Origin of the sequence: Pantoea sp. Acro-807 (assembly GCF_011752675.1) — a bacterium.
Lineage (GTDB): Bacteria > Pseudomonadota > Gammaproteobacteria > Enterobacterales > Enterobacteriaceae > Pantoea > Pantoea eucrina.
The window spans coordinates 259,059-285,261 of the sequence record NZ_VWXE01000001.1 but is presented as its reverse complement, the minus strand read 5'-3'; the positions used below and the strand labels follow the sequence as shown (position 1 = coordinate 285,261).

Sequence of the window (26,203 nt, the reverse complement as noted above, 5' to 3'; positions counted from 1 at the left end):
AACGCGCGCCGGCAGACGTGCTGCGGCACGATAAACCTTTCACATAGCTGCTCAGGTTCAATAGGTTATGCAAAAGTGGCGGAGATGTGTCAACCAGTTTGCGCCCGGCGAGCGGACGCAGAGAGAGAAAAATCAGGCAGGATTGTCGATATCGATAAAGGTAACATCGAGGTGGTAATGCTGCGCCAGCCACTCACCCAGCGCTTTGATACCGTCGCGCTCGGTCGCGTGATGGCCCGCGGCGAAAAAGTGCAGCCCCTGTTCGCGCGCGCTGTGAATGGTCTGCTCAGAGACTTCGCCCGTAATAAAGGCGTCAACGCCGGCCGCGGCCGCGTTGTCGATAAAGCCCTGACCACCGCCGCTGCACCAGGCCACGCGTTTGATCAGCGCGGGTGCGTTATCACCGCAGTGCAGCGGCGTGCGTCCCAGGCGCTGCGCGATTTTTTCTGCCAGGTCGCTGCCGCTGAGCGGCGTGCGCAGCTCACCCCAGGGCAGCAGCGGCTCGATTTCACCCCTGACGTCGATATCAAACAGGCGCGCCAGCTGCGCGTTATTCCCCAGCTGCGGATGCGCATCCAGCGGCAGATGCCAGCCATAGAGATTAATATCGTTAGCCAGCAGCGTGCGCAGACGCTGTCGTTTCATGCCTTTTATTGCCGGGGCTTCGTTTTTCCAGAAATAGCCGTGGTGTACCAGAACGGCATCGGCATTCCGCTTTACCGCTTCATCCAGCAGCGCCTGGCAGGCCGTAACGCCGGTAACCACTCTTCTGACTTCACTGCGTCCCTCAACCTGCAGTCCGTTAGGTGCATAGTCGCTAAACGCGCTGCTGTTTAGCTGCTGGTTAACGATTTTTTCCAGCTCAATGTTATTCATAAAGGCTCCGTCATCGCCTCAGGCCGCGCCGCGTGCGCGTTCAAAGGCGTCTAATGTCTTTTTGCGTGCCGCCTTATGTTCCACGATTGGCAGGGGATAATCGAGTTTCTTGTTATTTTTCTTCGCCCAGACGTGCGGCTGATGAATATCGCTGTCGGGCACATCTTTCAGCTCCGGCAGCCACTGCCGGATAAATGCGCCCTGCTTATCGAACCGTTCACCCTGGGTTGTCGGGTTGAAGATACGGAAATAGGGAACGGGATCGGTGCCGGTAGAGGCTGCCCACTGCCAGCCGCCGTTGTTAGCAGCGAAATCACCGTCAATCAGCTGTTCCATAAAGTAGCGCTCGCCCTGCCGCCAGTCGATAAGCAGATCTTTTACCAGAAAGCTGGCGGTGATCATGCGCAGCCGGTTGTGCATCCAGCCAATGCTGTTCATCTGGCGCATACCTGCATCAACGATGGGATAGCCGGTTTTGCCCGCTTTCCAGGCGTCAAAATGGGCGCTCTCTTTCTGCCAGCTGACGTGATGAGTCCAGTCGATAAACGGCTGATGTTTACAGAGCGCCGGATAGGCCACGATCAGATGGCGATAGAATTCCCGCCAGATCAGCTCACTGATCCAGGTAAAGGCTTTTCCTCCTTTCAGCGCATCAGCATGCTCTTTCACAATCCGATGCAGACACTGCCGGGGTGAGAGTACGCCGGTTGAGAGATAGGCTGACAGCTGGCTGGTCCCGTCGCTGGCAGGTGTATCGCGCTCTGACGGATAATCCAGCACCGGCTGTCTGGCAAACGCGCGCAGGCGTTTTAACGCCGCCTGTTCGCCGGCCGGAAACAGCTTTTCATCGGGTTTTTCAGTCGGATAATCAAATGCGGGGATCTTTTTCAGGCTGTTCAGCGGCGCATCACCGCGCGCGACAGGAGCGCTATGGCACTCTGGCAGCCCCTGCTGCAGCCGTTTTACAAACGCTTTGCTGAACGGCGTGAAGACTTTGAACGTCGTATTATTGCCGGTCTGCACGCTACCCGGCGGCAGCAGCAGGCTGTCATCAAATCCCTGACAGGTAACGCCCTGCTCATCCAGCTGCTTTTCGACGGCAGCGTCGCGCTCGCGCTCGTTAATTTCATACTGATAATTGTAAAACAGCGCATCCACCCGATGTGTTTTGCAGAAGTCGCTCAGGTAATCAACCGAAGCAGCAAAATCATCGCACTGATGAAAATGCAGCGGAATGCCGCGTTCCGCCAGCGCCTGCTGCAGCTCACACAGATTCTGGTGAATAAAGGTCGCCTGTTTTGCTGACATGCTGTGCTGCCGCCACTGTTTCGGCGTGGCGATAAACAGCGCCATGACGTCCGCTTTTTTATCATGACACGCTGCCGCCAGCGCGCTGTTATCGTTAATACGCAGATCGTTGCGCAGCCAGAGCAGGTGTGTGGTCATGGGGCCTTGTCCTTATTGTCCGTAACGCAGGCGCAGTGCTTCCGGGTAGGGATCGAAATAGCGCTGCTGCGCCAGCCAGGGATGCGGATACTCAGCCATGTAGTGTTTCAGCATGGTGATAGGGGCCAGCAGCGGCTGAACGCCACAGCGATAGCGATCGATCAGCTGCGCCAGCTCCTGACGCTGAGGAGAGCTGAGTTTTGGCCGGAAATAGCCCTGTACATGCATCAGCACATTGGTGTGGTTACGGCGCGATGCGCGATGCGACATCAGCTGCATCAGCCGGTTGCGGTACTCAAACGCATACTCTTCCAGCGACGCCCATTTATCCATAGCGGCCACGAAGCGTCCCAGTTCGCGATAGGCATCCTGCGCGTGCGACAGCAGCAGCAGTTTGTACCGGCTGTGAAAGGCGATCAGTTTGTGCCGCGTCAGTCCGCTGCGCCACATTTCGTTGAACTCATGCAGTGCAAATACGCGTCCGGTAAAGTTTTCGCGCAGAACCGGATCGTGCAGGCGGCCATCCTCTTCCAGCGGCAGCCAGGGCATCTCCTGCTGTAAAAAGGAGGTAAAGATGCCGATGCCCGATTTGCGATTATTGTTTGTGGCAGGATCGTAAACGCGCACCCGCTCCAGACCGCAGCTGGGTGATTTGGCGCAGAGAATATAGCCGCAAAGATGGTGCAGCGATTTGACACGCTCCGCAGACCAGCTGCGCATTTCGCTGGTGACTTCCTGATTATCATCTTTGCTGAAACAGATATGAATCTGATCGTCGCCCTGCTTGACCAGCCTCAATGCCGGACGCGGTGTGGGCAGGCCGATAGCCATCTCAGGACAGACGGGCTCGTAGCGCACAAATTGCGCGAGTTCGTCCGTTGCAAAGGCAAAACGCTTGTGGCCGCCATCAAATCGGACGCTATCCCCGAGCAGGCAGGCACTGATGCCGACAGGAATTTTCTCGCTCATACTTGTACAACCTCCAGAATCTTGTAGAGGTTTAAGTGTAGCGCAAATGACGATGAATGGCAGGATGTAGCAGGCGCTATAAGGAAAATTTTGTTAAAAAAAAGCGGCCGCTTCGGGTAAAAGCGTCCGCCTCAGTCAAAAAAACTCTGTTACCAGTAAATACCGCCAGCGATTTCGGACTGCGCCAGCCATACCGGCTTGGTACTGGTTTTGCACCAGATGCGGTGCAGGTAGCTATAAAAACGCGCACGATCGCGGCGGAATAGCATAAAAGGAAGCGCCGCAACGCCTGCAATCAGCACCAGCGTGCGCCGTATAACGATTTTTGGCAGTGAATAGCGTTTATCCATTGCGTTCCTCCTGAGCAATCTGTTGTAAAGTGTGATCTGCCGCAAATATTACTCCTGGCTGCTCACTTTTGCTACTCATCAGACCACTTATTCTGAACTTTTTTTGACCATTTTTCCGCTTCACAGAATGGCGTTACAACAGTGTGAATAACGGGTTATTTTATTGGGGTAAATCGCTGCGCGGACGCCGCTGCGGTTTATTGCTAAAGTAGAGAAAACCGTGTCGCAGGAGCCCACGTGACAACCATTTTGATTGTGGAAGATGAAAAAGAGATCCGCCGTTTTGTACGCCTGGCGTTAGAGAGCGAAGGCGTAAAAATTGTCGAAGCTGAACAGCTGCAGCGTGGTCTGATTGAAGCGGCAACGCGCAAGCCCGATCTGGCGATCCTCGATCTCGGCCTGCCTGACGGTGATGGCATCGCGTTTATTCGTGAAGTACGCCAGTGGAGCACTATGCCGGTTATTGTGCTTTCAGCCCGCAGTGACGAGCAGGATAAGATCGCAGCGCTGGACGCGGGTGCGGATGATTATCTGACAAAACCGTTTGGCATTGGCGAACTGCTGGCCAGGGTGCGGGTGGCTTTACGTCGTCATCAGGGCAGTCAGCCCGATGCGCGCGTGCTGTTTGGTGAAGTCTGCGTTGACCTTGCTGCACGCCGTATCACCCGCAGCGGTCAGGAAGTGCATCTGACGCCAACCGAGTTTCGCCTGCTCAGTCTGCTGCTGAATAACGCCGGCAAGGTGCTGACGCAGCGCCAGCTGCTGAATCAGGTCTGGGGCCCCAATGCGGTGGAACACAGCCACTATCTGCGCATCTATATGGGCCACCTGCGTCAGAAGCTCGAAGAAAACCCGACGCAGCCTGCTCACCTGCTGACGGAAACCGGTATCGGCTACCGTTTTATGCCATAAAAAAAGGCCGCAGCAGCGGCCCTTTTCACGGTATCACCCTCAGGCGTTCTTCAGAACTTCGCTGACAATTTCCACCGCTTCTTTCTCAATCAGCTCGCGATGCTCAGCGCCAAGGAAGCTTTCGCAGTAAATCTTGTAAGCATCTTCAGTGCCGGACGGACGCGCGGCAAACCAGCCGTTCTCCGTCATGACTTTCAGTCCGCCAATAGATGCGCCGTTACCCGGAGCAGCCGTCAGGCGTGCGGTAATCGGATCGCCCGCCAGCGTATCAGCGCTGACCATCTCTGGTGACAGCTTTGACAGCGCGGCTTTCTGTGCCGAGGTCGCAGACGCCTGCAGACGATTGTAGCTTGGCGCACCAAAGCGCTCCGCCAGCTCATCATAGTGCTGCTGCGGATTTTTACCGGTCACCGCCGTGATTTCAGCGGCCAGCAGGCAGAGAATAATGCCATCTTTATCCGTTGACCAGGCTGAACCATCAAAACGCAGGAAGGAAGCCCCCGCGCTCTCTTCGCCGCCAAAGCCAAAGCTGCCGTCGAACAGGCCATCAACGAACCACTTAAAGCCCACCGGTACTTCTACCAGCTTGCGCCCGATATCATTAACCACGCGGTCGATCATCGCACTGGAGACCAGCGTTTTGCCCACGGCAACATCACTACCCCACTGCGGACGATGCTGGAAAAGATAGTTGATAGCGACGGCCAGGTAGTGGTTTGGATTCATCAGGCCAGCTGGCGTGACAATACCGTGACGGTCATAATCGGGATCGTTGCCGAAGGCCAGATCAAACTTGTCTTTATACGCCAGCAGACCCGCCATCGCGCACTCTGATGAACAGTCCATGCGCACCACGCCATCTTTATCCAGATGCATGAAGCGGAAGGTCTGGTCGATAGCGTCATTAACGATGGTCAGATCGAGGTTGTAATGCTCAGCGATACGCTGCCAGTAAGCCATACCTGAGCCGCCAAGCGGATCGACGCCAATTTTCAGTCCCGCTTTCTGAATCGCCGGGAAGTCGATAACCTGCGCCAGTCCTTCAACATAAGGCTGAATCAGATCCTGCTCAACAATGTGGCCGCTCTGCCACGCCTGATCCAGCGGCAGACGTTTCACATCCTGCAGACCGCCTTTGATCAGCTGGTTAGCGCGATCTTCCACCACTTTTGTGACGTTGGTATCAGCCGGCCCACCGTTTGGCGGATTGTATTTAATGCCGCCATCTTCCGGTGGATTGTGTGAAGGGGTGATCACAATGCCGTCAGCCTGCGCGCCGCCGCGTTTGTTATGCTCCAGAATAGCATTGGAGATAGCGGGCGTTGGCGTGTAGCCGTTATCCTGCTGCACGATGACATCCACACCGTTCGCCGCCAGCACTTCCAGTACTGACAGAATAGCGGGCTCAGAGAGCGCGTGCGTATCTTTGCCCACGTAGCATGGACCCGTAATACCGTTCTTTTTGCGCTCTTCGGCGATCGCCTGTGCGATAGCCAGAATGTGCTCTTCATTGAAGCTGTGACGTCCCGCGCTGCCGCGGTGGCCAGATGTGCCAAATTTCACCGCATGGTCCGGGTTAGCCGCATCCGGCTTCAGGACGTAATACTGCGAGGTTAATTGTGCAACGTTAATCAAATCGCTCTGCTGGGCAGGCTGCCCGGCACGGGGGTGATTGGCCATTGGCGCTTCTCCCTGACGCTTCAGTTTAAATGGTGCCGCAAACTTTCTCTGTCAGCTCCGGAGGGAACTGCATAGCCAGCATGATGTGCTCCACCATGCTGCATTTACGGCCTGTATTGGTGTTTGTGATGACCCAGTAAGGTGTACCTGGCACATGCTTAGGTTTGGTATGCGTGCCATTTTGCAGCAGCGTATGCTCATCACCGGCAAAATAGACGCGCGTACGTCCCTGCAGCGATGCGGTAGCATCGGCAAATGCATCAGGATCGAGACGATAGAGCGTTGACAAAATCAGCATAAAGCGGTTAACCGCTTTTTTCTGCTCGGCATACTCATCTGACAGCATCAGCTCGCGCATGGCACGCACGCGGTCCTGCGGACGCGCTTCAGGCTCTGCTGCTGCTGTCGCCTCTTTTACCGGGGCCGTTACTGCTGGCGCTGCTGCAGCGCGCGAGCTGGCGGTAAATTTCAGCATGCGACGCAGTATGTCTGAGGCGCTTTCACCGATGTGCTGCGTGTGGCTGGCAATATAACGGTAGAGTTCTTCGTCAACTTCAATCGTTTTCATCTTATTCCGTACGAGTCTGGCAACTAGCAGAATCCCGCATTCTGCAACGCCCTTACCGGTAGCGGGCACGCAGAGAGCCTGGGATCTGACATATTGATTATAAAGTTAAATCCGCAATAGCTGATAGCGCTGGCAACGTTTACGGGCAAAAGTCAGAATATGCCCTAATACCTGGCGACCGCCACCCGGACAGGTAGAATCATGATACCCTAACCCACGCTCTCAACTGTAAGAACTTTAGCCATGATTTTGAATGCCCGTCTGCAAACTGCACAATCTGATTCTCACAGCGCACCGGTTTTGCTTATCCATGGCCTGTTCGGCAGCCTGGATAACCTTGGCGGGCTGGCGCGTGGCGTAGCCGATGCGCGTACTACGCTGCAGGTGGATGTGCGCAACCACGGTTTATCGGCGCGCAGCAACAGCATGAGCTATGCTGCAATGGCGCAGGATATGGTTGATACACTGGATGCGCAGCAGATCACGCAGGTTGATGTGATTGGCCACTCGATGGGGGGCAAAATCGCTATGGCACTGAGTGCGCTGGCGCCTGAACGCGTTGGCAAGCTGGTGCTGATTGATATCGCTCCCGTTGACTATCAGACGCGCCGGCACGATGAGATCTTTGCGGCGATTCGCGCGGTATCCGCAGCCGGCGTGACGCGCCGCAGTGAAGCCGCAGCGGTGATGCGACAGTTTATCCCTGAAGAGGGGATCATTCAGTTTATCCTGAAGTCCTTTGCTGAAGGAGAATGGCGGTTCAACGTGCCGGTATTATGGGATAACTACGCGACGATATCGGGCTGGGAACCTATTCCCGCCTCGGCTCATCCGGCGCTGTTTATTCGCGGCGGCGACTCTCCTTATCTGGATAATCACTATCGGGCCGCGCTGCTGGCCCAGTTTCCTGAGGCGCGGGCGCAGGTCATTGCCGGTGCCGGGCACTGGGTGCATGCAGAGAAGCCTGATGCCGTGTTACGTGCCGTGCGGCGCTTTTTTACGCTCTGAAAGCAAAAGCTTACTGCGCTATGTTTAAGATTGGCGTCACGTCTGACGCTGGAGTATGATGTCGCGCTAAAATTTTGCCACGGTGGTCAGACACTGTGGCTGGCCGATAATGTGTTTAATCGCGCGGCGCCGTTCGCGCCCACTCAGTTTCGCAAATCATGGCAAAAGAACAGACAGACCGTACCACGCTTGATCTCTTTGCAGACGAGCGACGACCGGGCCGCCCGAAAACCAGCCCGCTGTCGCGCGATGAGCAGCTGCGCATTAATAAGCGCAATCAGCTTAAACGCGATAAGGTTCGTGGGCTACGGCGCGTGGAGCTCAAAATGTCCGGCGAAGCGGTTGACACGCTCAATACGCTGGCTGAGCAACAAAATATCAGCCGCAGCGAGCTGATTGAGCAGATGCTGCTGACGCAGCTCAAACTCATATAATTTATGCAGACCGCACACTGGAACACAAACTCTGCGCTTTGCGCGTTCCGCGCTTTTTCAGGGTCTGCTATCATTCGCTTATCTGTATAGTCTGTTGACTTACTCTCACATTCAGGATTTAAGAGGCTACCTAACCCATGGCAATCGTAGGCATTTTCTTCGGCAGCGATACCGGCAACACTGAAAACATTGCAAAGATGATCCAGAAACAACTGGGTAAAGATGTCGCCGAAGTGCATGACATTGCTAAGAGCACGAAAGAAGATCTGGAAGCGTTTGATATTCTGCTGCTGGGTATTCCTACCTGGTATTATGGTGAGGCGCAGTGCGACTGGGATGACTTTTTCCCGACGCTGGAAGAGATTGACTTCAATGGCAAGCTGGTTGCGCTGTTTGGCTGTGGCGACCAGGAAGATTATGCCGAGTACTTCTGCGATGCGCTGGGTACGATTCGCGACATTATTGAGCCAAATGGCGCAATCATCGTGGGCCACTGGCCTGTTGAAGGTTACCACTTTGAAGCCTCTAAAGGTCTGGCCGATGAGAAGCATTTCCTCGGGCTCGCCATCGATGAAGATCGTCAGCCAGAGCTGACGAATGCGCGCGTCGAAGGCTGGGTGAAGCAGATTTTTGATGAGCTGCAGCTTAAAGAAATTATTGAGGCATAATGTGTTGCCGTTACCCGATGCAGGCACGGTTAACATCGGGTAACGGAATTGCCTATAAAAATAATAGCTACGCTTTTTTAACTTTTCCCTGCAATTCTGTAGAATACCCGCAACGGTTAACGGCTTATTCCTCTGTCAGCAGGCTGAGGCTGAGTGAACTGAGAACCCAGCACTGTATAATCCCGCCGGCGACAGCAAGAGCGTTACTTCCGCCTCTGGTGATTTCTTTAGCATTTGCCTGGTTTCTATTCGCCTGCCCCGGTTCTATAATGAGACGCAAATGAGAATGCGCGTTAACCACACATTCAAGGCTGTTAAGCCGCAAATGACTAGCAAAGTAACAGGACAATATCCGCATGACTGACAACAATTCCGCATTGAAAAAGGCTGGCCTGAAAGTCACGCTGCCCAGATTAAAGATTCTGGAAGTGCTTCAGGAACCCCAGTGCCATCACGTCAGTGCGGAAGATTTGTACAAACGCCTGATCGATATGGGCGAAGAGATTGGTCTGGCCACGGTATATCGCGTTCTGAACCAGTTTGACGACGCGGGCATTGTAACCCGTCATAACTTCGAAGGCGGCAAGTCCGTTTTTGAATTAACGCAGCAGCAGCATCACGATCATCTTATCTGCCTGGACTGCGGTAAAGTGATTGAGTTCAGCGATGAGTCGATCGAAACGCGCCAGCGCGAAATCGCGACCCGCCACGGCATTAAGCTTACTAACCATAGCCTCTATCTGTATGGTCACTGCGAAGTGGGTGACTGCCGGGAAGATGAAACGCTGCATAACGATAAATAACGTCAGCTACGCTGCAAAATAAAAAAACCGGTGCAGGCACCGGTTTTTTTGTTGCTGCAGTTCAGGCGACCAGTGTCTCCTGCAGATAGCGCCAGCGCGGATTTTCCGTTGTGCAGTCCAGCACCGCCAGCGAAATACGGCTGTGGCTCTCGCCGTTCAGTATCTGCAGTTCGCGATACTGAATGGTGACCTCTTTTTGCTGCTCAGAAATGATTGCATGTTCGCTGGTCGCGATGCGCATTCCTTCACGCTGTCCGCACAGGCGGCGAAAAAGATCTTCAACGTCATTCAGATTCAGCTGTCTGCCCTGTGGCGTAACCATCCGGAAATCAGGATGGAAATGCGACAGCAGCAGCCCCATGGTATCGTTGCTGACATCCGCATGATTAAAAATACGTTCAATGAGCTGATGTAAAACCACAACGCTATGTTTGGCTTCCTGAGCGAGGCTTGTCATTATTTTTCCCTTTTTGCTAGCCACAGACCAAGTCCGGAGTGCGCATAGCCTACCTGAAAAAAAGGATTTAACACGGTCAAATGCGTTAATTTTTTTAAAGTCAGACAAGTCGTAAACCCGCATACCAGCTCGATTTTATTTAACGCAGAATAAATGGTTGCCGGGGAGCAAAAGAGGATAATAAAAAAGGGCGAATGCTCGCCCTTATATAATTTTATGATGCCGGAAGCGGTTATTATTCGCTGCCAATCTTCGCCCAGGTATCACGCAGGCCTACCGTGCGGTTAAATACCAGCGCTGATGGCTGCGAGTAGACGCTGTCCGCGCAGAAGTAGCCCTCACGCTCGAACTGGTATGGCGAGGTTGCTGCCGCTTCGCGCAGTCCTGGCTCCACAAAGCCCTGCTTGATCTGCAGCGAGTCCGGATTCAGGGTCGCGAGGAAATCCTCTGCCGCGCCCGGGTTAGGCACGCTGAACAGACGATCATAGAGGCGGAACTCAGCGGGCAGCGCATGAATTGCGGAGACCCAGTGGATCACCCCTTTTACTTTGCGGCCATCAGCCGGGTCTTTGCTCAGCGTATCCACATCGCAGGTTGCATAGATGCAGGTGATGTTGCCCGCCTCATCTTTTGCCACGCGCTCAGCGCGAATCACATAAGCGTTACGCAGGCGCACTTCTTTACCCAGTACCAGACGCTTATACTGCTTGTTAGCTTCTTCACGGAAATCTGCGCGATCGATCCACACTTCGCGGCTGAAAGGCACGTCGCGCGTTCCCATATCCGGCCGGTTAGGATGGTTTGGCATGGTGATGATCTCATCATGCCCGGCAGGCAGGTTTTCAATCACGACTTTAAGCGGGTCGAGCACGGCCATAGCACGCGGCGCATTTTCGTTGAGGTCGTCACGAATGCATGACTCCAGCGAAGCCATCTCAACGATATTGTCCTGTTTGGTGATACCGATGCGGCGGCAGAACTCACGAATTGATGCCGCGCTGTAACCACGACGGCGCAGGCCTGAAACGGTCAGCATGCGCGGATCGTCCCAGCCTTCAACCCGCTTCTCGCTCACCAGCTGCGTCAGCTTGCGCTTCGACATCACCGCATATTCCAGATTCAGGCGCGAAAATTCATACTGCCGCGGATGCACCGGAATCGTAATGTTATCCAGCACCCAGTCATACAGGCGACGGTTATCCTGAAACTCCAGCGTACAGAGCGAATGCGTGATCCCTTCCAGCGCATCGGAGATGCAGTGCGTGAAATCGTACATCGGATAGATGCACCACTTGTTACCGGTCTGATGGTGCTCGGCAAACTTAATGCGGTAGAGCACCGGATCGCGCATCACAATAAAGCTGGAAGCCATATCGATTTTGGCACGCAGGCACGCCTTACCCTCTTCAAAGCCACCATCGCGCATTTTCCGGAACAGCGCCAGGTTCTCTTCGACGCTGCGATCGCGATACGGGCTGTTTTTGCCCGGCGCCGTCAGCGTGCCGCGATACTCGCGGATCTGCTCGGGTGACAGTTCGTCAACGTACGCCAGTCCTTTGTTGATAAGCTCGACAGCATAATTAAACAGCTGATCAAAATAGTCGGATGAGTAACGAATGTTGCCGCTCCACTCAAAGCCCAGCCATTGCACATCATTTTTGATCGACTCGACGAACTCCATATCCTCTTTAACCGGATTGGTATCATCGAAACGCAGATTGCATTCCCCCTGATAATCCTGTGCGATTCCAAAGTTCAGGCAGATCGATTTTGCATGGCCAATATGCAGATAACCATTGGGCTCTGGCGGGAAACGGGTATGCACACTACTGTGCTTACCGCTCGCCAAATCTTCGTCGATGATCTGACGAATAAAGTTCGTTGGGCGGGCTTCAGCCTCACTCATCTCAAAATCCTCAAACAATAACGGGTGATTTTACCTCGAAGTAACGGAGTATGATCCACAAAGCGCTGAAGGGAAACAACCGTTTGTTGGCGCTTTTAAAACAAAAAAGGCAGGAATCGCTTCCTGCCTTATCGGTTAGACGCCCGGGGTTAGTTTTTCACCTCATAGAGCGGCGTTTCGCCGGCAACGACCGTGCCGGTTGCCAGCAGCGTAAGACCTGCGAAGTCGTCGCTGTTGCTGACCACCACCGGACTGATCATCGAGCGCGCGTGAGCGTTCAGATAGTCCAGATCCATCTCCAGGATCGGCTCGCCAGCGGTAACGGTCGCGCCCTCTTCCACCAGCCGGGTAAAACCGCGCCCTGCCAGCGCAACGGTGTCCAGCCCCATATGCACCACTATCTCAACGCCGCTCTCTGTTTCCAGACAGAAGGCGTGATTGGTATTGAAGATTTTCACTATGGTACCGGCAATCGGTGCCACCACGCGGCTATCCGACGGCTGAATGGCCAGGCCATCACCTACCGCTTTGCTGGCGAACGCTTCATCCGGCACCTTATCCAGCGCCACTACATGACCTGATACCGGTGCCAGCAGCGTGGCAATCGCCTTATGTGTAGCCGCGGGCGCAGGCGCTGCTGCTGCCACAACCGGTTTAGCAACAGGCGCAGCGCTGGCGGCCGCCACCGGGCCTTTGGTCAATACGGACTTCATCGCAGTAGCGATACTCTCCGCCTGCGTACCCACAATAATCTGCACGCTCTGCTTATTAAGACGAATAACGCCTGAAGCGCCGATACGTTTTGCCACACCTTCGCTGACCTGTGCGGAATCTTTCACGTTCAGGCGCAGGCGCGTGATACAGGCATCAATATGCGTCAGGTTTTCAGAGCCGCCGACGGCAGCAATATAGCGACGCGCCAGCGATTCAGTCGCCGTTTCACCGCTACTTTCAGGCGTGACATTCACATCATAACCATCGGTTTCATCATCCGCTGCCAGCTCGCGGCCCGGCGTCAGCAGATTAAATTTGCGGATAGTGAAACGGAAGACGACGTAATAGATCACGAAGAAGACCAGGCCCTGCGGGATCAGCATCCACCAGTGCACCGCCAGCGGGTTACGCGACGAGAGCACCATATCTACCAGGCCGGCGCTGAAGCCAAAGCCGGCAATCCACTGCATGCTGGCCGCAATAAACACGGAAATACCGGTGAGTACCGCGTGGATCACATAGAGCACCGGGGCCACGAACATAAAGGAGAATTCCAGCGGCTCAGTGATACCGGTAAAGAATGCGGCAAAAGCGGCTGCCAGCATAATGCCGCCCACTTTTGCCCGATTCTCAGGACGCGAGCAGTGATAGATAGCCAGTGCCGCACCCGGCAGGCCAAACATCATGATCGGGAAGAAGCCTGCCTGGTAGCGACCCGTAATACCCGGAATGCCGCTGCCGTTAGCAATAGACTGCGCGCCGCCGAGGAATTTTGGAATGTCGTTAATACCCGCAACATCAAACCAGAACACGGAATTGAGCGCGTGGTGCAGGCCAACCGGGATCAGCAGTCGGTTAAAGAAGGCGTATACCCCCGCCCCGACAGAACCCAGTTTCTGGATATGTTCCCCAAAGCTTACCAGACCACCGAAGATCACCGGCCAGACGTACATCAGGATAAACGCCACGACAATCATCAGGAAGGAGACCAGAATCGGTACCAGGCGACGCCCGCTGAAGAAAGAGAGCGCTTTAGGCAGTTCGACATGGCTGAAGCGGTTATACATCTCCGCCGAAAGGATACCCACCATGATACCGACAAATTGGTTTTCAATTTTGCCAAACGCCGCAGGCACCTGCTCAAGCGGCATTTTCTGGATCATAGCGACTGCAGCAGGCGAACAGAGCGTGGTCACCACAAGAAAGCCAACAAAGCCGGTCAGGGCCGCTGCGCCATCTTTATCCTTAGACATACCGTACGCGACACCAATCGCAAACAGTACCGACATATGGTCGATAATCGCGGAGCCTGACTTTATCAGCAGTGCCGCCAGTGCGTTACCTGCCCCCCAGCTGTCGGGATCGATCCAGTAGCCTACCCCCATCAGGATAGCGGCCGCCGGCAGCGTGGCCACCGGCACCATCAGCGCACGGCCGACTTTTTGTAAATAGCCTAATATACTCACCTTGTTCTCCCCCTATGAGACTGGCGTATCCCCTGGTACGGGTTGGTTTTATTATCCCGGCACCTGGCGTGTTGATAAGACGATTCTCTGCGAGATGCAGTGTAAAGATAAATTAATTCGCCTCGCAAATTAAAACCGCTCCAGTTGTGACTTTTATCACCTTAATAGCCAATATAAGTCGCTTAATACTGGTCACTGCCACAAACTTATTTTATGATAAAAAATATCAACCGCTCTTTTTCGCTGTAGCCTGCTGATAAACGCGTTAACCTCATTCACACTTGATCACGGCTGCTACAGCATATTCTTTTTATCTGTTTAACCGAGGTGCACTATGAGACTGATTCCGCTGGCTACACCTGCTCAGGTTGGCAAATGGGCAGCCCGCCATATCGTCAACCGGATTAACGCCTTTAACCCAGGCCCTGAGCGTCCCTTTGTTCTGGGATTGCCTACGGGCGGCACGCCGCTGGAAGCTTACAAGCATCTGATTGAGATGCACAAAGCGGGCCAGGTTAGCTTTAAGCATGTTGTCACATTCAATATGGATGAGTATGTCGGTCTGCCGAAAGCGCACCCGGAAAGCTATCACAGCTTTATGTATCGCAACTTTTTCGATCACGTTGATATTCCGTCAGAAAACATCAATCTTCTGAATGGCAATGCGGAAGATATTGACGCAGAATGTCGCCAGTATGAAGAGAAGATTCGTGCGTTTGGTAAAATCCATCTGTTTATGGGTGGTGTAGGCAATGATGGCCATATTGCGTTTAATGAACCCGCCTCCTCGCTCTCATCGCGTACACGTATAAAAACGTTGACGCATGATACGCGTGTCGCTAATTCACGCTTTTTCGATGGCGATGTCAGCCAGGTCCCTAAATATGCGCTGACCGTTGGCGTGGGTACGCTGCTTGATGCCGAAGAGGTAATGATCCTGGTGACAGGCCACGTCAAAGCGCTGGCGCTTCAGGCCGCGGTAGAAGGCAATGTAAACCATATGTGGACCATCAGCTGTCTGCAGCTGCATCCAAAAGCGGTTGTGGTATGTGATGAGCCAGCGACAATGGAACTGAAAATTAAAACGGTAAAATATTTCCGCGAGCTTGAAGCGGAAAATATGCAGGGCGTCTGAGAGCACGATGTAGAAGCCTGCTGTCGTTGACAGCTGGCGCAGCCGGGAGAGAGATAATGTACGCATTAGTAAACGGTCGGATTTTTACCGGCTATGACATTCTGGACGATCACGCGGTAGTTATCGCGGACGGTATTATTGATCGGGTTTGCCCGCGCGCCATGCTGGATGCAGCGCTACCGCAACAGGATATGGCCGGCGCGTTTATCGCTCCCGGCTTTATCGACCTGCAGCTCAACGGCTGCGGCGGTGTGCAATTCAACGATTCGCCTGAAGCGCTGAGCGTGGAAACGCTGGAGATAATGCAGCGTGCTAATGAAAAGTCAGGCTGTACCAGCTTTCTTCCAACGCTGATTACCAGCAGTGATGAACTGATGAAGCAGGCGGTGGAAACCATGCGCGCCTGGCTGACAACGCGCCAGAATCAGGCGCTGGGTTTGCACCTTGAAGGTCCGTGGCTCAACCGGGAGAAAAAAGGAACGCACAATCCGGCTCTGATACGCCAGCCCGATCCCGCACTGGTCGACTACCTTTGTGCCAACGCGGATGTCATTACTAAAGTCACGCTGGCGCCTGAACAGGCAGGCAGCGAGGTTATTCGTCAGCTCAGCGCAGCCGGTATCATCGTTTCTGCCGGTCACTCTAATGCGACCTATGCCGAGGCAAAAGCCGGCTTCAGCGCCGGCATTACCTTTGCGACCCATCTTTATAATGCGATGAGTCCTTTTAGCGGCCGTGAACCTGGACTGGTCGGTGCGCTGTTTGATTCGCCTGATGTATACTGCGGCATCATTGCAGATGGCTTACATGTCAATTACGCTAACGTGCGCATGGCAAAACGTCTCAAAGGCGAACGGCTGATTCTGGTTACTGACGCGACTGCGCCGGCAGGTGCTGCGATTGATAAATTCATTTTTGCAGGTAAAACAATATACTATCGCAATGGTCTGTGCGTGGATGAGCATGGAACCCTGAGCGGTTCAGCACTGACAATGATTGAAGCAGTGCAGAACAGCGTAGAGTATTGCGGCATTGCCCTGGATGAGGCGTTACGTATGGCAACGCTTTATCCGGCAAGAGCCATGGGCGTGGAGAAACAGCTGGGCACGGTAGCAGCAGGAAAAGCCGCCAACCTCACTGTTTTTACCCGCGATTATCAAATCATCAAGACGTTCGTCAATGGAGAGAGCGTCCTCAGCGAGTAAGCATTGAATGACCACTGGCGGCCAGACTCAAATAGGAAATGTCGATCTTGTCAAACAACTCAATAGCGCAGCCGTTTATCGGTTGATCGATCAACAGGGGCCGATTTCGCGCATTCAGATTGCCGATCTCAGCCAGCTTGCGCCCGCCAGTGTCACTAAAATTACCCGTCAGCTGATTGAACGCGGTTTGATCAAAGAGGTCGAGCAGCAGGCCTCTACCGGCGGTCGCCGCGCCATCTCCATTATCACGGAAACCCGTCATTTCCATACCATCGGCGTCCGTCTCGGACGCAACGACGCCACGCTTACCCTGTTTGATCTAAGCGGCAAATCGCTGGCGCAGGAAGATTATCCGCTACCGGAGCGCACGCAGGAGACGCTGGAGAACGCGCTGTTTAACGCTATCAGCGCGTTTATCAACGTGCATCAGCGGAAAATTCATGAGCTGATCGCTATTGCCGTGATCCTGCCCGGGCTGGTCGATCCGGTTAAAGGGATTATCCGCTATATGCCGCACATTGCCGTCAGCCACTGGCCGCTGGTTGCCAGCCTGCAGCAGCGGTTCAGCGTGACCAGCTTTGTAGGGCATGATATCCGCAGTCTGGCGCTGGCTGAGCACTACTTCGGTGCAAGCCGCGACTGCGCTGACTCGATTCTGGTGCGGCTGCATCGAGGAACCGGTGCCGGCATTATTGCTAACGGACAGATTTTTCTCGGCAGTAACGGTAACGTGGGTGAAATTGGCCATATCCAGGTCGATCCGTTAGGCGAACGCTGCCACTGCGGCAACTTCGGCTGTCTGGAAACCATCGCCGCAAATGGCGCGATTGAAAACCGCGTACGCCATCTGCTGAATCAGGGATATCCAAGTACGCTGTCGCTGGATAACTGCCTGATGCCGCAAATCTGTCACGCTGCTAATCAGGGCGACGCGCTGGCGTGTGAAGTGATTGAGTATGTGGGGCGTTATCTCGGCAAAGCGATTGCCATTGCAATCAACCTTTTTAACCCGCAAAAGGTGGTGCTGGCGGGCGAAATCACCGACGCCGACAAAGTGTTGTTTCCCGCCATCGAGAGCTGTATCAATACGCAGGTGCTGCGTGAGTTTCGTAAAAACCTGCCGGTGGTGCGCTCACAGCTGGATCATCGCTCCGCGATTGGGGCGTTTGCGCTGGCAAAACGCGCTATGCTGAATGGCATTCTGCTGCAGCATCTGCTGGAAGATTAATTGTAACCTGCCTGAGCAGGCCTGACGGGATCTTGTATGACCATTAAAAGCGTAATCTGTGATATCGATGGCGTGTTGATGCATGACAACACGGCCGTGAAAGGGGCTAATGAATTTCTGCAGCGTATCCTGGAAAAAGGCATGCCGCTGGTCGTGCTGACTAACTATCCGTCGCAGACTGCTCAGGATCTGGCCAACCGTTTCTCCAACGCCGGCGTCGACATTCCTGACTCGGTGTTTTATACCTCAGCCATGGCCACCGCTGATTTCCTGCGGCGTCAGGAGGGGAAAAAAGCGTATGTGATCGGAGAAGGTGCGCTGGTTCATGAACTCTACAACGCCGGCTTTACCATTACTGACGTCAATCCTGATTTTGTTATCGTCGGTGAAACCCGCTCGTTTAACTGGGATATGATGCATAAAGCCGCGTTTTTTGTGGCTAACGGCGCGCGCTTTATTGCGACCAATCCGGATACCCACGCGCGTGGATTTATTCCCGCCTGCGGTGCCCTCTGTGCCGGTATCGAAACCATTTCGGGCCGTAAGCCTTTTTATGTTGGCAAGCCCAGCCCCTACATTATGCGGGCGGCGCTGAACAAAATGCATGCGCACTCTGAAGAGACAGTGATCGTGGGTGATAACCTGCGCACCGATATTCTGGCGGGCTTCCAGGCGGGACTGGAAACTATTCTGGTGCTCTCTGGTGTTTCCACCCTGAGCGATATCGACGCAATGCCATTCCGCCCCGACTGGATTTTCCCTTCCGTCGCCGATATCGATCTGTTCTGACCGGCGCCGTGCACCTGCTGACGCCCTGCCCACCTGCCGGTGTGCGGGGCGTTACTGTTTTTGGCGCCTGATGATAAAAAGAGCTAAATCGGCAAATTATTAGATATCATCTAAAAAAATAGCCTTTATTTTGGTGTATATTCAATTTATTCACCTGTGCAACACTCTATTTATCATAAAAACGTTATTTTGCTTGCGCAACCACCATCAATTAGCGCATTTTCTTATACATCACGCAGCGCAGGCTGCCGGACAAATGCAAAATAACATCGCCACAGGGTGAGATCAGGAGTCAGTTATGTGTTCGATTTTTGGTGTGCTGGATCTGAAAAGCGATCCTGTTGAACTGCGCAAGAAAGCGCTGGAGTCTTCCCGTCTGATGCGTCACCGCGGCCCGGACTGGTCCGGGGTGTTTGCAGATGATAAGGCTATCCTGGTGCATGAGCGCCTCTCAATCGTTGACGTTAACAACGGCGCGCAGCCGCTGTATAACGCTGACCACACCCACGTACTGGCCGTGAACGGCGAAATTTATAACCATCAGGCGCTGCGCGCTGAGCTGAGCGATCGTTATGCGTTTCAGACCGGCTCCGACTGCGAAGTGATTCTGGCGCTCTATCAGGAAAAAGGCGTCGATTTCCTTGATGACCTGCAGGGTATGTTCGCTTTCATCCTGTGGGACAGCGTTAAACAGCAGTACCTGATTGGTCGCGATCATATCGGTATCATTCCGCTCTATATGGGCAATGATGAGCACGGTAACCTTTACGTGGCGTCTGAAATGAAAGCGCTGGTTCCGGTCTGCCGCTCTATTAAAGAATTCCCGCCGGGAAGCTTCCTCTCCAGCACTGATGGTGAGATCCGTCGTTACTGGCAGCGCGACTGGATGGATTTTGCAGCGGTTGCGCAGAACACCACCGATGCTGCAGGCCTGAAACATGCGCTGGAAGAGTCAGTAAAAAGCCATCTGATGTCTGATGTCCCTTACGGCGTGCTGCTCTCAGGCGGACTGGACTCTTCAATCATTTCGGCCGTTACCAAGCGTTTTGCGGCTAAACGGGTGGAAGATGCTGATAAGAGCGACGCCTGGTGGCCACAGCTGCACTCGTTTGCTGTGGGCCTGGAGGGTTCACCCGATCTGAAAGCTGCGCAGGCGGTCGCCGATCATCTCGGTACCGTACACCACGAAATTCATTTCACGGTACAGGAAGGCCTGGACGCGATCCGTGACGTGATTTACCACATCGAAACGTATGATGTCACCACGATTCGCGCCTCAACGCCGATGTATCTGATGTCACGCAAAATCAAGGCGATGGGTATCAAGATGGTGCTTTCTGGTGAGGGCGCAGATGAAGTATTTGGCGGCTATCTCTACTTCCATAAAGCACCAAACGCCCGTGAGTTCCATGAGGAGAACGTGCGTAAGCTGCTGGCGCTACATATGTTTGACTGCGCGCGTGCGAACAAAGCGATGTCAGCCTGGGGCGTAGAGGCACGCGTGCCGTTCCTGGATAAAAAATTCCTGGATGTGGCAATGCGCATCAACCCGGAAGATAAACTGTGCGGCAGCAACGGGAAGATGGAAAAGCACATTCTGCGTGAATGCTTCTCATCGTATCTGCCGGAGAGCGTGGCGTGGCGTCAAAAAGAGCAATTTTCTGATGGGGTCGGTTACAGCTGGATCGATACGCTGAAAGAAGTGGCGGCGAAGCAGGTCAGCGATCAGCAGCTGGCAACCGCACATTTCCGCTTCCCGCACAACACGCCTGGCTCAAAAGAAGCGTATCTCTATCGCGAAATCTTTGAGGAGCTGTTCCCGCTGCCGAGCGCAGCAGAGTGCGTGCCTGGCGGACCTTCTGTGGCCTGCTCTTCTGCTAAAGCGATTGAGTGGGATGAGGCGTTCAAATCCATGGACGATCCTTCCGGCCGTGCCGTTGGCGTACATCAGTCCGCGTACAAATAAGCGCATCGCCGGATAGTGTAAGGGACCCGCTGCGGTCCCTTTTTAGTTGCAACTGACGCGGATGTGATCGAAAATTGCTGAATAAAGCGCCAGCCTGGTTACAAGCCAGACAAACAGGCGCCGCAAGGTAAAAAACGGCAAAAAAACTGTTGACGCTACAAAGCTCAATACGCATAATGCGCCCCGCAACGCCGTTGAAGGTAACGCGAAAAAAGATGGCTACGTAGCTCAGTCGGTTAGAGCACATCACTCATAATGATGGGGTCACAGGTTCGATTCCCGTCGTAGCCACCATCTTTTTTGCGGGAGTGGCGAAATTGGTAGACGCACCAGATTTAGGTTCTGGCGCCGCAAGGTGTGCGAGTTCAAGTCTCGCCTCCCGCACCATTTCAGTCTTCGGCAGCCGGATGGGGTATCGCCAAGCGGTAAGGCACCGGTTTTTGATACCGGCATTCCCTGGTTCGAATCCAGGTACCCCAGCCAATCCGATATGTTTTCGTGGATACGCGTTAACAGATGGGATATCGCCAAGCGGTAAGGCACCGGTTTTTGATACCGGCATTCCCTGGTTCGAATCCAGGTATCCCAGCCAGCATCGGGAAAAGCAGTAAAGCAGTATTATGGCTACGTAGCTCAGTCGGTTAGAGCACATCACTCATAATGATGGGGTCACAGGTTCGATTCCCGTCGTAGCCACCAGATAATTGGGGTGTCGCCAAGCGGTAAGGCACTGGTTTCTGATACCAGCATTCCGGGGTTCGAATCCCTGCACCCCAGCCATACAAAGACAATTTGATCAAACACCTATTGGGGTGTCGCCAAGCGGTAAGGCACTGGTTTCTGATACCAGCATTCCGGGGTTCGAATCCCTGCACCCCAGCCAAATTGCACAACAGGCCCGCTTTTGCGGGCTTTGTTGTTTCTGACGTTCTGAAACGGCAGGGCTTTCTGCCAGCGCGCCGCGCCAGCAGTAAGCGTGGGTGAGGTCAGAGTCCCAGCGCGTAGCGCAGCGCACGACGCTTCAGGCCGCCGGCACGCTCTGCCGCCATCAACCCCAGATTACGCGCCAGGCGCAGCGGCGGCAGTGAGTTGCTGAACGCAAAATAGAACAGATCCATGCCACCCTGCATCAGCAGATTATCGCGATAGCGTTCACGCTGATAGCGCTGCAGCACCGCCATTCCTGACCACGTCTGCGCCTGACTGCGCGCCTCAGTCAGCACGGTAATCAGCGCATCCACGTCGCGATAGCCCAGGTTAACGCCCTGCCCCGCCAGCGGATTAATCGTATGCGCAGCATCGCCCACCAGCGCCAGCCCCGGCATGACGTAGCGCGTGGCATGACGCCGGACCAGCGGAAACGACGCCGCGCTCTTTATCTGAAAACGGCCGAGACGGGCCGGGAAATTCAGCTTTACCTCTTTCTCCAGCTGGCTCAGCGGCAGCGCCTGCAGTTGACGGATACGCGCGGGTGCGTCATACCACACCAGCGATGCATGCTGGTCAAAAAGCGGCAGAAAAGCTCGCGGCCCCTGCGGCGTAAACTGCTGCCAGGTAGCATCACCCGCCGGATGCTCACACTCGGTACTGATAAGCATGCAGGATTGCGCATAGTTCCAGCCGTGCACGCCGATGCCTGCCAGCTGCCGCACCCGCGAGTTAGCGCCATCCGCGCCAACCACCAGCCGGGCATCAAGCGGTGCGCCCTGGTCCAGGGTGATGTGCCAGCCGCCGCTATGCGGCTGCAGATCCTGCAGCGTTGCCGGGCACAGCAGCGCGACGCCATCCTGCTGCATCTGCTCCCACAGTGCCCGCTGCAACACGCGGTTTTCTACCATATAGCCAAGCACCGGCAGCCCCAGCGATGCTGCATCAAACGTGACGTGCGCGCTCTGCCACTCCCAGGTTTCCAGTTTGCGATAGGGCGCACTGCGCATCGTCTCTACGCGCGCCCAGGCGCCCAGCTGCTGCAGTAACGCAACTGAAGAAGCACCAATCGCGGAGATGCGGATATCAGGCTCGCAGCTGCTATCAAACGGCTCAGGTTCTGCACGCTCAATGACAGCGACGCGGAACTGCTGCTGCGCCAGCCCGCACGCCAGCGCCGCCCCCACCATGCCACCTCCGACGATGACCACGTCATACTGTCTCTCCTGCATCAATCCTCACCTTTCCTGTTGCCCTGACGCCCCACGGCGTTTGCTGATAAACAAAGTGTACCGGAAATCATCCGGAAGGGGGCTGAGCCGCTGCCACATCTTTTTGTGTCCGCGCTGCCTGCAGCAGCCTGGCTGTCACGCTGGTGCGCGAAGTATGACAGGTACGCTGGTCACATCCCCCCCAAAGCATTACACTATGCCCCCTGCACTTCCCTGCTCAGATTCAATGGCTGGTTCAATGACCAAAAAACTGCATATCAAAACCTGGGGCTGTCAGATGAATGAGTACGATTCATCCAAGATGGCTGACCTGCTGAACAGCACGCACGGCTACACTCTGACGGAGGAAGCCGAAGACGCAGATGTTCTGCTGCTTAATACCTGCTCTATCCGTGAGAAAGCGCAGGAGAAAGTCTTTCACCTGTTAGGGCGCTGGAAAAAGCTCAAAGCGGCCAATCCCGATCTTATCATCGGCGTGGGCGGCTGCGTGGCGTCGCAGGAAGGCGATAAACTGCGCCAGCGTGCACAGTGTGTTGATATCGTCTTTGGACCACAGACGCTGCATCGCCTGCCGGAAATGATCAATCAGGTACGCGGGAATAAAAGCCCGGTAGTTGACGTCAGCTTCCCGGAAATTGAAAAATTTGACCGTCTGCCGGAACCGCGCGCTGAAGGCCCGACGGCTTTTGTCTCCATCATGGAAGGCTGCAATAAATATTGCACTTTCTGCGTGGTGCCGTATACCCGCGGCGAAGAAGTCAGCCGTCCCTGCGACGATATCCTGCTGGAAATCGCCCAGCTGGCCGCTCAGGGTGTGCGCGAGGTTAACCTGCTGGGTCAGAACGTCAACGCCTATCGCGGCGCGACCTTTGATGACCAGATCTGCACGTTTGCTGAGCTGCTGCGCCTCGTCGCCGCCATTGATGGTATCGACCGCATCCGCTTTACCACCAGCCATCCGATTGAGTTCACCGATGACATCATTGATGTCTATCGTGATACGCCAGAGCTGGTGAGCTTCCTGCATCTGCCGGTCCAGAGCGGCGCTGACCGTATTCTGACGCTGATGAAGCGGGCGCACACTGCGCTGGAGTACAAAGCGATTATTCGCAAGCTGCGCGCAGCACGTCCTGATATCGAAATCAGCTCTGATTTTATCATCGGTTTCCCGGGTGAAACTCAGCACGACTTCGAACAGACCATGAAGCTGATCCACGACGTTAACTTTGACACCAGCTACAGCTTTATCTACTCCGCCCGTCCGGGTACGCCTGCGGCTGACCTGCCAGACGACGTGCCGGAAGAGGAGAAAAAGCAGCGCCTTTATATTCTGCAGGATCGTATCCAGCAGCAGGCGATGGCGATCAGCCGCCGTATGGTGGGTACCGTTCAGCGTATTCTGGTTGAGGGTACATCACGTAAAAATGTGATGGAACTGACCGGCCGTACTGAAAATAACCGCGTGGTAAACTTTGAAGGCTCGGTGAACATGATTGGCAAATTTGTCGATGTTGAAATCGTCGATGTCTATGCCAACTCACTGCGCGGCGTGGTCGTACGCACTGAAGATCGCATGGGACTGCGCGTGGCGCAGAGTCCGGCGGCCGTCATTGCCCGTACCCGCAAAGAGGATGAAACCGGCGTCGGCCTGTATCAACCCTGACAGTTAATCACTGTGCGGCAGCACGCAGCGTGCTGCCGCCTGTTTCATCCGCCACCCCTTGCATTCTGCAGCGGTCGCCCAAATATCTTTCCCTGCGCTTGCGTCCTGGTGCTGTCCCATAAATAATTTTGTCATACGCTTATGACGCGCACGCGCGGCATCCATACACCTTTTCAACTGGCCCTGTGTGACCCAAAGGATTCAATTGAATATCGAAACTCGTGAAATCGCCCTGGAACCCGCCGATAACCAGCGTCTGATGAGCCTGTGCGGTCCGTTTGATGACAATGTGAAGCAGCTGGAACGCCGTCTGGGCATCGAAATCAACCGCCGCGACAACCATTTCAAACTGGTGGGCCGCGCGCTCAGCGTGGAGGCCGCCGCGCATATTCTGCGTACGCTGTACGTGGATACTGCCCCGGTACGCGGCCATATTCCGGATATCGAACCGGATCACATCCATCTGGCCATTAAAGAGAGCCGGGTGCTGGAGCAGACCGCTGAAAGTGTGCCGGAGTATGGCAAAGCGGTAAACATTAAAACCAAACGCGGTGTGATTAAGCCGCGCACGCCGAATCAGGCGCAGTACATCGCCAACATCCTCGACCACGATATCACCTTTGGTATCGGCCCGGCGGGTACCGGTAAAACCTATCTTGCGGTTGCCGCCGCGGTTGATGCGCTGGAGCGCCAGGAGATTCGTCGTATCCTGCTGACCCGCCCGGCGGTAGAAGCGGGTGAAAAACTGGGCTTTCTGCCTGGCGATCTGAGCCAGAAGGTTGATCCCTATCTGCGCCCGCTTTATGACGCGCTGTTTGAGATGCTCGGCTTTGAACGGGTTGAGAAGCTGATGGAGCGCAACGTGATTGAGGTCGCACCGCTCGCCTATATGCGCGGTCGTACGCTGAATGATGCGTTTGTGATCCTTGATGAAAGCCAGAACACCACCATTGAACAGATGAAGATGTTCCTGACGCGCATCGGCTTTAACTCCAAAGCGGTGATCACCGGTGACGTGACGCAGATTGACCTGCCGCGCAGCACCAAGTCGGGTCTGCGCCACGCGATTGAAGTGCTGGCTGACGTTGAAGAGATCAGCTTTAACTTCTTCCACAGCGAAGATGTGGTACGCCATCCGGTAGTGGCACGTATTGTGAACGCTTATGAAGCCTGGGAAGAGGCGGATCAGAAGCGTCGTGATAAACTGGCGGAAGAGCGTAAACGGGAGTCGCTGGCCGCACAGGCTGTGCACTCCACACCACCACAGGAGCCGTCATGAGTACGGTAGTACTGGATTTACAGCAGGCCTGCGCCGACGCGCACGGCCTGCCGGAAGAAACCGCTTTTCAGCGCTGGCTGGAAGCGGCCGTTACCCCCTTTCAGCCAGAAAGTGAGGTCACGATTCGCCTGGTTGATGAAGCGGAGAGTCACGAGCTAAACCTGACTTATCGCGGCAAAGACAAGCCGACCAACGTGCTCTCTTTTCCTTTTGAAGCGCCGCCAGGAATTGAGCTGCCGCTGCTGGGTGATTTAATTATCTGTCGCCAGGTGGTTGAGCAGGAAGCGGCTGAACAGGGTAAAAGCACTGAAGCACACTGGGCACACATGGTCGTACACGGCACGCTGCATCTGTTGGGCTATGACCATATTGAAGACAGTGAAGCCGAAGAGATGGAGGCGCTGGAGACTGAGATAATGCTTGCTCTTGGTTATCCTGACCCGTACATTTCGGAGAAAGAAGACGCCTGAGCCGTGGGTTCAGGCTACTGTGCTGCCGGCGGGACGCGGGCAGCTATCCTTA

The 26,203-nt window shown here is 54.7% G+C and carries 23 protein-coding genes and 7 tRNA genes; 20 read left to right on the top strand and 10 right to left on the bottom strand.

From position 1 onward, the window contains the following. Positions 1 to 132 precede the first annotated feature (132 nt). The 4 genes from F3J39_RS01405 to F3J39_RS01390 form a co-directional block, all read right to left on the bottom strand. A complete protein-coding gene (locus tag F3J39_RS01405) occupies positions 133 to 876 on the bottom strand; it encodes a type 2 GTP cyclohydrolase I (protein ID WP_039383201.1) in 744 nt (247 codons plus the stop codon). Between the two features lie 18 nt (positions 877 to 894). Beyond that, the gene (phrB, locus tag F3J39_RS01400; protein WP_166713773.1) at positions 895 to 2,322 is read right to left on the bottom strand and encodes a deoxyribodipyrimidine photo-lyase; all 1,428 of its coding nucleotides are present in this window, start codon (positions 2,320 to 2,322) and stop codon (positions 895 to 897) included. Between the two features lie 12 nt (positions 2,323 to 2,334). Then, entirely contained in the window at positions 2,335 to 3,291 is a 957-nt protein-coding gene (locus F3J39_RS01395; RefSeq protein ID WP_039383196.1) for a 2-thiouracil desulfurase family protein, read from the bottom strand. A 149-nt stretch (positions 3,292 to 3,440) separates the two neighbouring features. Then, the gene (locus F3J39_RS01390) at positions 3,441 to 3,641 is read right to left on the bottom strand and encodes a YbfA family protein (RefSeq protein WP_071668988.1); all 201 of its coding nucleotides are present in this window, start codon (positions 3,639 to 3,641) and stop codon (positions 3,441 to 3,443) included. 237 nt (positions 3,642 to 3,878) lie between these two features. Here F3J39_RS01390 and kdpE point away from each other — a divergent pair, with 237 nt between their 5' ends. Next, positions 3,879 to 4,553, top strand: coding sequence for a two-component system response regulator KdpE (gene kdpE / locus F3J39_RS01385; protein WP_039383191.1), 675 nt, complete (start codon positions 3,879 to 3,881; stop codon positions 4,551 to 4,553). Positions 4,554 to 4,592: 39 nt separating this feature from the next. On the opposite strand, the gene pgm is transcribed toward kdpE, so the two are convergent. Continuing rightward, entirely contained in the window at positions 4,593 to 6,233 is a 1,641-nt protein-coding gene (gene pgm, locus F3J39_RS01380) for a phosphoglucomutase (alpha-D-glucose-1,6-bisphosphate-dependent) (RefSeq protein ID WP_039383189.1), read from the bottom strand. 25 nt (positions 6,234 to 6,258) lie between these two features. Continuing rightward, the gene (seqA, locus tag F3J39_RS01375; RefSeq protein ID WP_039383187.1) at positions 6,259 to 6,801 is read right to left on the bottom strand and encodes a replication initiation negative regulator SeqA; all 543 of its coding nucleotides are present in this window, start codon (positions 6,799 to 6,801) and stop codon (positions 6,259 to 6,261) included. Positions 6,802 to 7,044: 243 nt separating this feature from the next. Here seqA and ybfF point away from each other — a divergent pair, with 243 nt between their 5' ends. The 4 genes from ybfF (at position 7,045) to fur (ending at position 9,714) form a co-directional block, all read left to right on the top strand. Beyond that, the gene (gene ybfF / locus F3J39_RS01370; protein WP_039383185.1) at positions 7,045 to 7,809 is read left to right on the top strand and encodes an esterase; all 765 of its coding nucleotides are present in this window, start codon (positions 7,045 to 7,047) and stop codon (positions 7,807 to 7,809) included. A 158-nt stretch (positions 7,810 to 7,967) separates the two neighbouring features. Then, positions 7,968 to 8,243, top strand: a complete 276-nt coding sequence (ybfE, locus tag F3J39_RS01365) for a LexA regulated protein (RefSeq protein ID WP_166713772.1) — start codon at positions 7,968 to 7,970, stop codon at positions 8,241 to 8,243. A 137-nt stretch (positions 8,244 to 8,380) separates the two neighbouring features. Next, entirely contained in the window at positions 8,381 to 8,911 is a 531-nt protein-coding gene (gene fldA, locus F3J39_RS01360; protein ID WP_039383182.1) for a flavodoxin FldA, read from the top strand. A gap of 356 nt (positions 8,912 to 9,267) precedes the next feature. Beyond that, positions 9,268 to 9,714 (top strand): ferric iron uptake transcriptional regulator, encoded by a 447-nt coding sequence (fur, locus tag F3J39_RS01355; RefSeq protein WP_039383181.1) that lies wholly within the window; start codon positions 9,268 to 9,270, stop codon positions 9,712 to 9,714. A gap of 61 nt (positions 9,715 to 9,775) precedes the next feature. On the opposite strand, the gene F3J39_RS01350 is transcribed toward fur, so the two are convergent. The 3 genes from F3J39_RS01350 to nagE all read right to left on the bottom strand — a co-directional run bounded on the left by F3J39_RS01350 (position 9,776) and on the right by nagE (position 14,251). Further along, on the bottom strand, positions 9,776 to 10,171 hold the full coding sequence (locus F3J39_RS01350) for a hypothetical protein (RefSeq protein ID WP_039383180.1): 396 nt from the start codon (positions 10,169 to 10,171) through the stop codon (positions 9,776 to 9,778). A 235-nt stretch (positions 10,172 to 10,406) separates the two neighbouring features. After that, a complete protein-coding gene (glnS, locus tag F3J39_RS01345; RefSeq protein WP_166713771.1) occupies positions 10,407 to 12,077 on the bottom strand; it encodes a glutamine--tRNA ligase in 1,671 nt (556 codons plus the stop codon). A gap of 149 nt (positions 12,078 to 12,226) precedes the next feature. Beyond that, complete coding sequence (nagE, locus tag F3J39_RS01340) at positions 12,227 to 14,251, bottom strand: N-acetylglucosamine-specific PTS transporter subunit IIBC (protein ID WP_039385758.1); 2,025 nt, start codon at positions 14,249 to 14,251, stop codon at positions 12,227 to 12,229. A 340-nt stretch (positions 14,252 to 14,591) separates the two neighbouring features. Here nagE and nagB point away from each other — a divergent pair, with 340 nt between their 5' ends. The 12 genes from nagB (at position 14,592) to F3J39_RS01280 (ending at position 21,463) form a co-directional block, all read left to right on the top strand. Continuing rightward, positions 14,592 to 15,392 (top strand): glucosamine-6-phosphate deaminase, encoded by an 801-nt coding sequence (gene nagB / locus F3J39_RS01335; protein WP_071668986.1) that lies wholly within the window; start codon positions 14,592 to 14,594, stop codon positions 15,390 to 15,392. A 56-nt stretch (positions 15,393 to 15,448) separates the two neighbouring features. After that, positions 15,449 to 16,597, top strand: coding sequence for an N-acetylglucosamine-6-phosphate deacetylase (nagA, locus tag F3J39_RS01330; protein ID WP_039383172.1), 1,149 nt, complete (start codon positions 15,449 to 15,451; stop codon positions 16,595 to 16,597). Between the two features lie 7 nt (positions 16,598 to 16,604). Then, positions 16,605 to 17,825: an N-acetylglucosamine repressor gene (locus tag F3J39_RS01325; RefSeq protein WP_039383170.1), complete on the top strand. Its 1,221-nt coding sequence runs from the start codon at positions 16,605 to 16,607 to the stop codon at positions 17,823 to 17,825. Between the two features lie 36 nt (positions 17,826 to 17,861). After that, positions 17,862 to 18,614: an HAD-IIA family hydrolase gene (locus F3J39_RS01320; protein ID WP_039383168.1), complete on the top strand. Its 753-nt coding sequence runs from the start codon at positions 17,862 to 17,864 to the stop codon at positions 18,612 to 18,614. A 298-nt stretch (positions 18,615 to 18,912) separates the two neighbouring features. Continuing rightward, positions 18,913 to 20,580 (top strand): asparagine synthase B, encoded by a 1,668-nt coding sequence (gene asnB / locus F3J39_RS01315; RefSeq protein WP_039383166.1) that lies wholly within the window; start codon positions 18,913 to 18,915, stop codon positions 20,578 to 20,580. Between the two features lie 217 nt (positions 20,581 to 20,797). Continuing rightward, positions 20,798 to 20,874: transfer RNA gene (locus F3J39_RS01310), tRNA-Met, on the top strand. A gap of 8 nt (positions 20,875 to 20,882) precedes the next feature. Next, positions 20,883 to 20,967, top strand: a tRNA-Leu gene (locus F3J39_RS01305). Positions 20,968 to 20,988: 21 nt separating this feature from the next. After that, positions 20,989 to 21,063: transfer RNA gene (locus tag F3J39_RS01300), tRNA-Gln, on the top strand. 34 nt (positions 21,064 to 21,097) lie between these two features. Then, a tRNA-Gln gene (locus F3J39_RS01295) sits at positions 21,098 to 21,172 on the top strand. 30 nt (positions 21,173 to 21,202) lie between these two features. Then, positions 21,203 to 21,279 (top strand) — tRNA-Met (locus tag F3J39_RS01290). A 6-nt stretch (positions 21,280 to 21,285) separates the two neighbouring features. Continuing rightward, positions 21,286 to 21,360, top strand: a tRNA-Gln gene (locus F3J39_RS01285). Between the two features lie 28 nt (positions 21,361 to 21,388). Beyond that, positions 21,389 to 21,463: transfer RNA gene (locus tag F3J39_RS01280), tRNA-Gln, on the top strand. A gap of 103 nt (positions 21,464 to 21,566) precedes the next feature. On the opposite strand, the gene ubiF is transcribed toward F3J39_RS01280, so the two are convergent. After that, positions 21,567 to 22,739, bottom strand: a complete 1,173-nt coding sequence (gene ubiF, locus F3J39_RS01275; protein WP_039383164.1) for a 3-demethoxyubiquinol 3-hydroxylase — start codon at positions 22,737 to 22,739, stop codon at positions 21,567 to 21,569. Positions 22,740 to 22,977: 238 nt separating this feature from the next. On the opposite strand from ubiF, the gene miaB reads away from it, so the two are divergent. The 3 genes from miaB (at position 22,978) to ybeY (ending at position 26,151) form a co-directional block, all read left to right on the top strand. Further along, positions 22,978 to 24,402: a tRNA (N6-isopentenyl adenosine(37)-C2)-methylthiotransferase MiaB gene (gene miaB, locus F3J39_RS01270; RefSeq protein ID WP_071668984.1), complete on the top strand. Its 1,425-nt coding sequence runs from the start codon at positions 22,978 to 22,980 to the stop codon at positions 24,400 to 24,402. 205 nt (positions 24,403 to 24,607) lie between these two features. Then, positions 24,608 to 25,681 (top strand): PhoH family protein, encoded by a 1,074-nt coding sequence (locus tag F3J39_RS01265; RefSeq protein ID WP_094111648.1) that lies wholly within the window; start codon positions 24,608 to 24,610, stop codon positions 25,679 to 25,681. Next, positions 25,678 to 26,151, top strand: coding sequence for an rRNA maturation RNase YbeY (gene ybeY, locus F3J39_RS01260; RefSeq protein ID WP_071668982.1), 474 nt, complete (start codon positions 25,678 to 25,680; stop codon positions 26,149 to 26,151). The genes F3J39_RS01265 and ybeY overlap by 4 nt, the downstream gene beginning before the upstream one ends. Positions 26,152 to 26,203 lie beyond the last annotated feature (52 nt).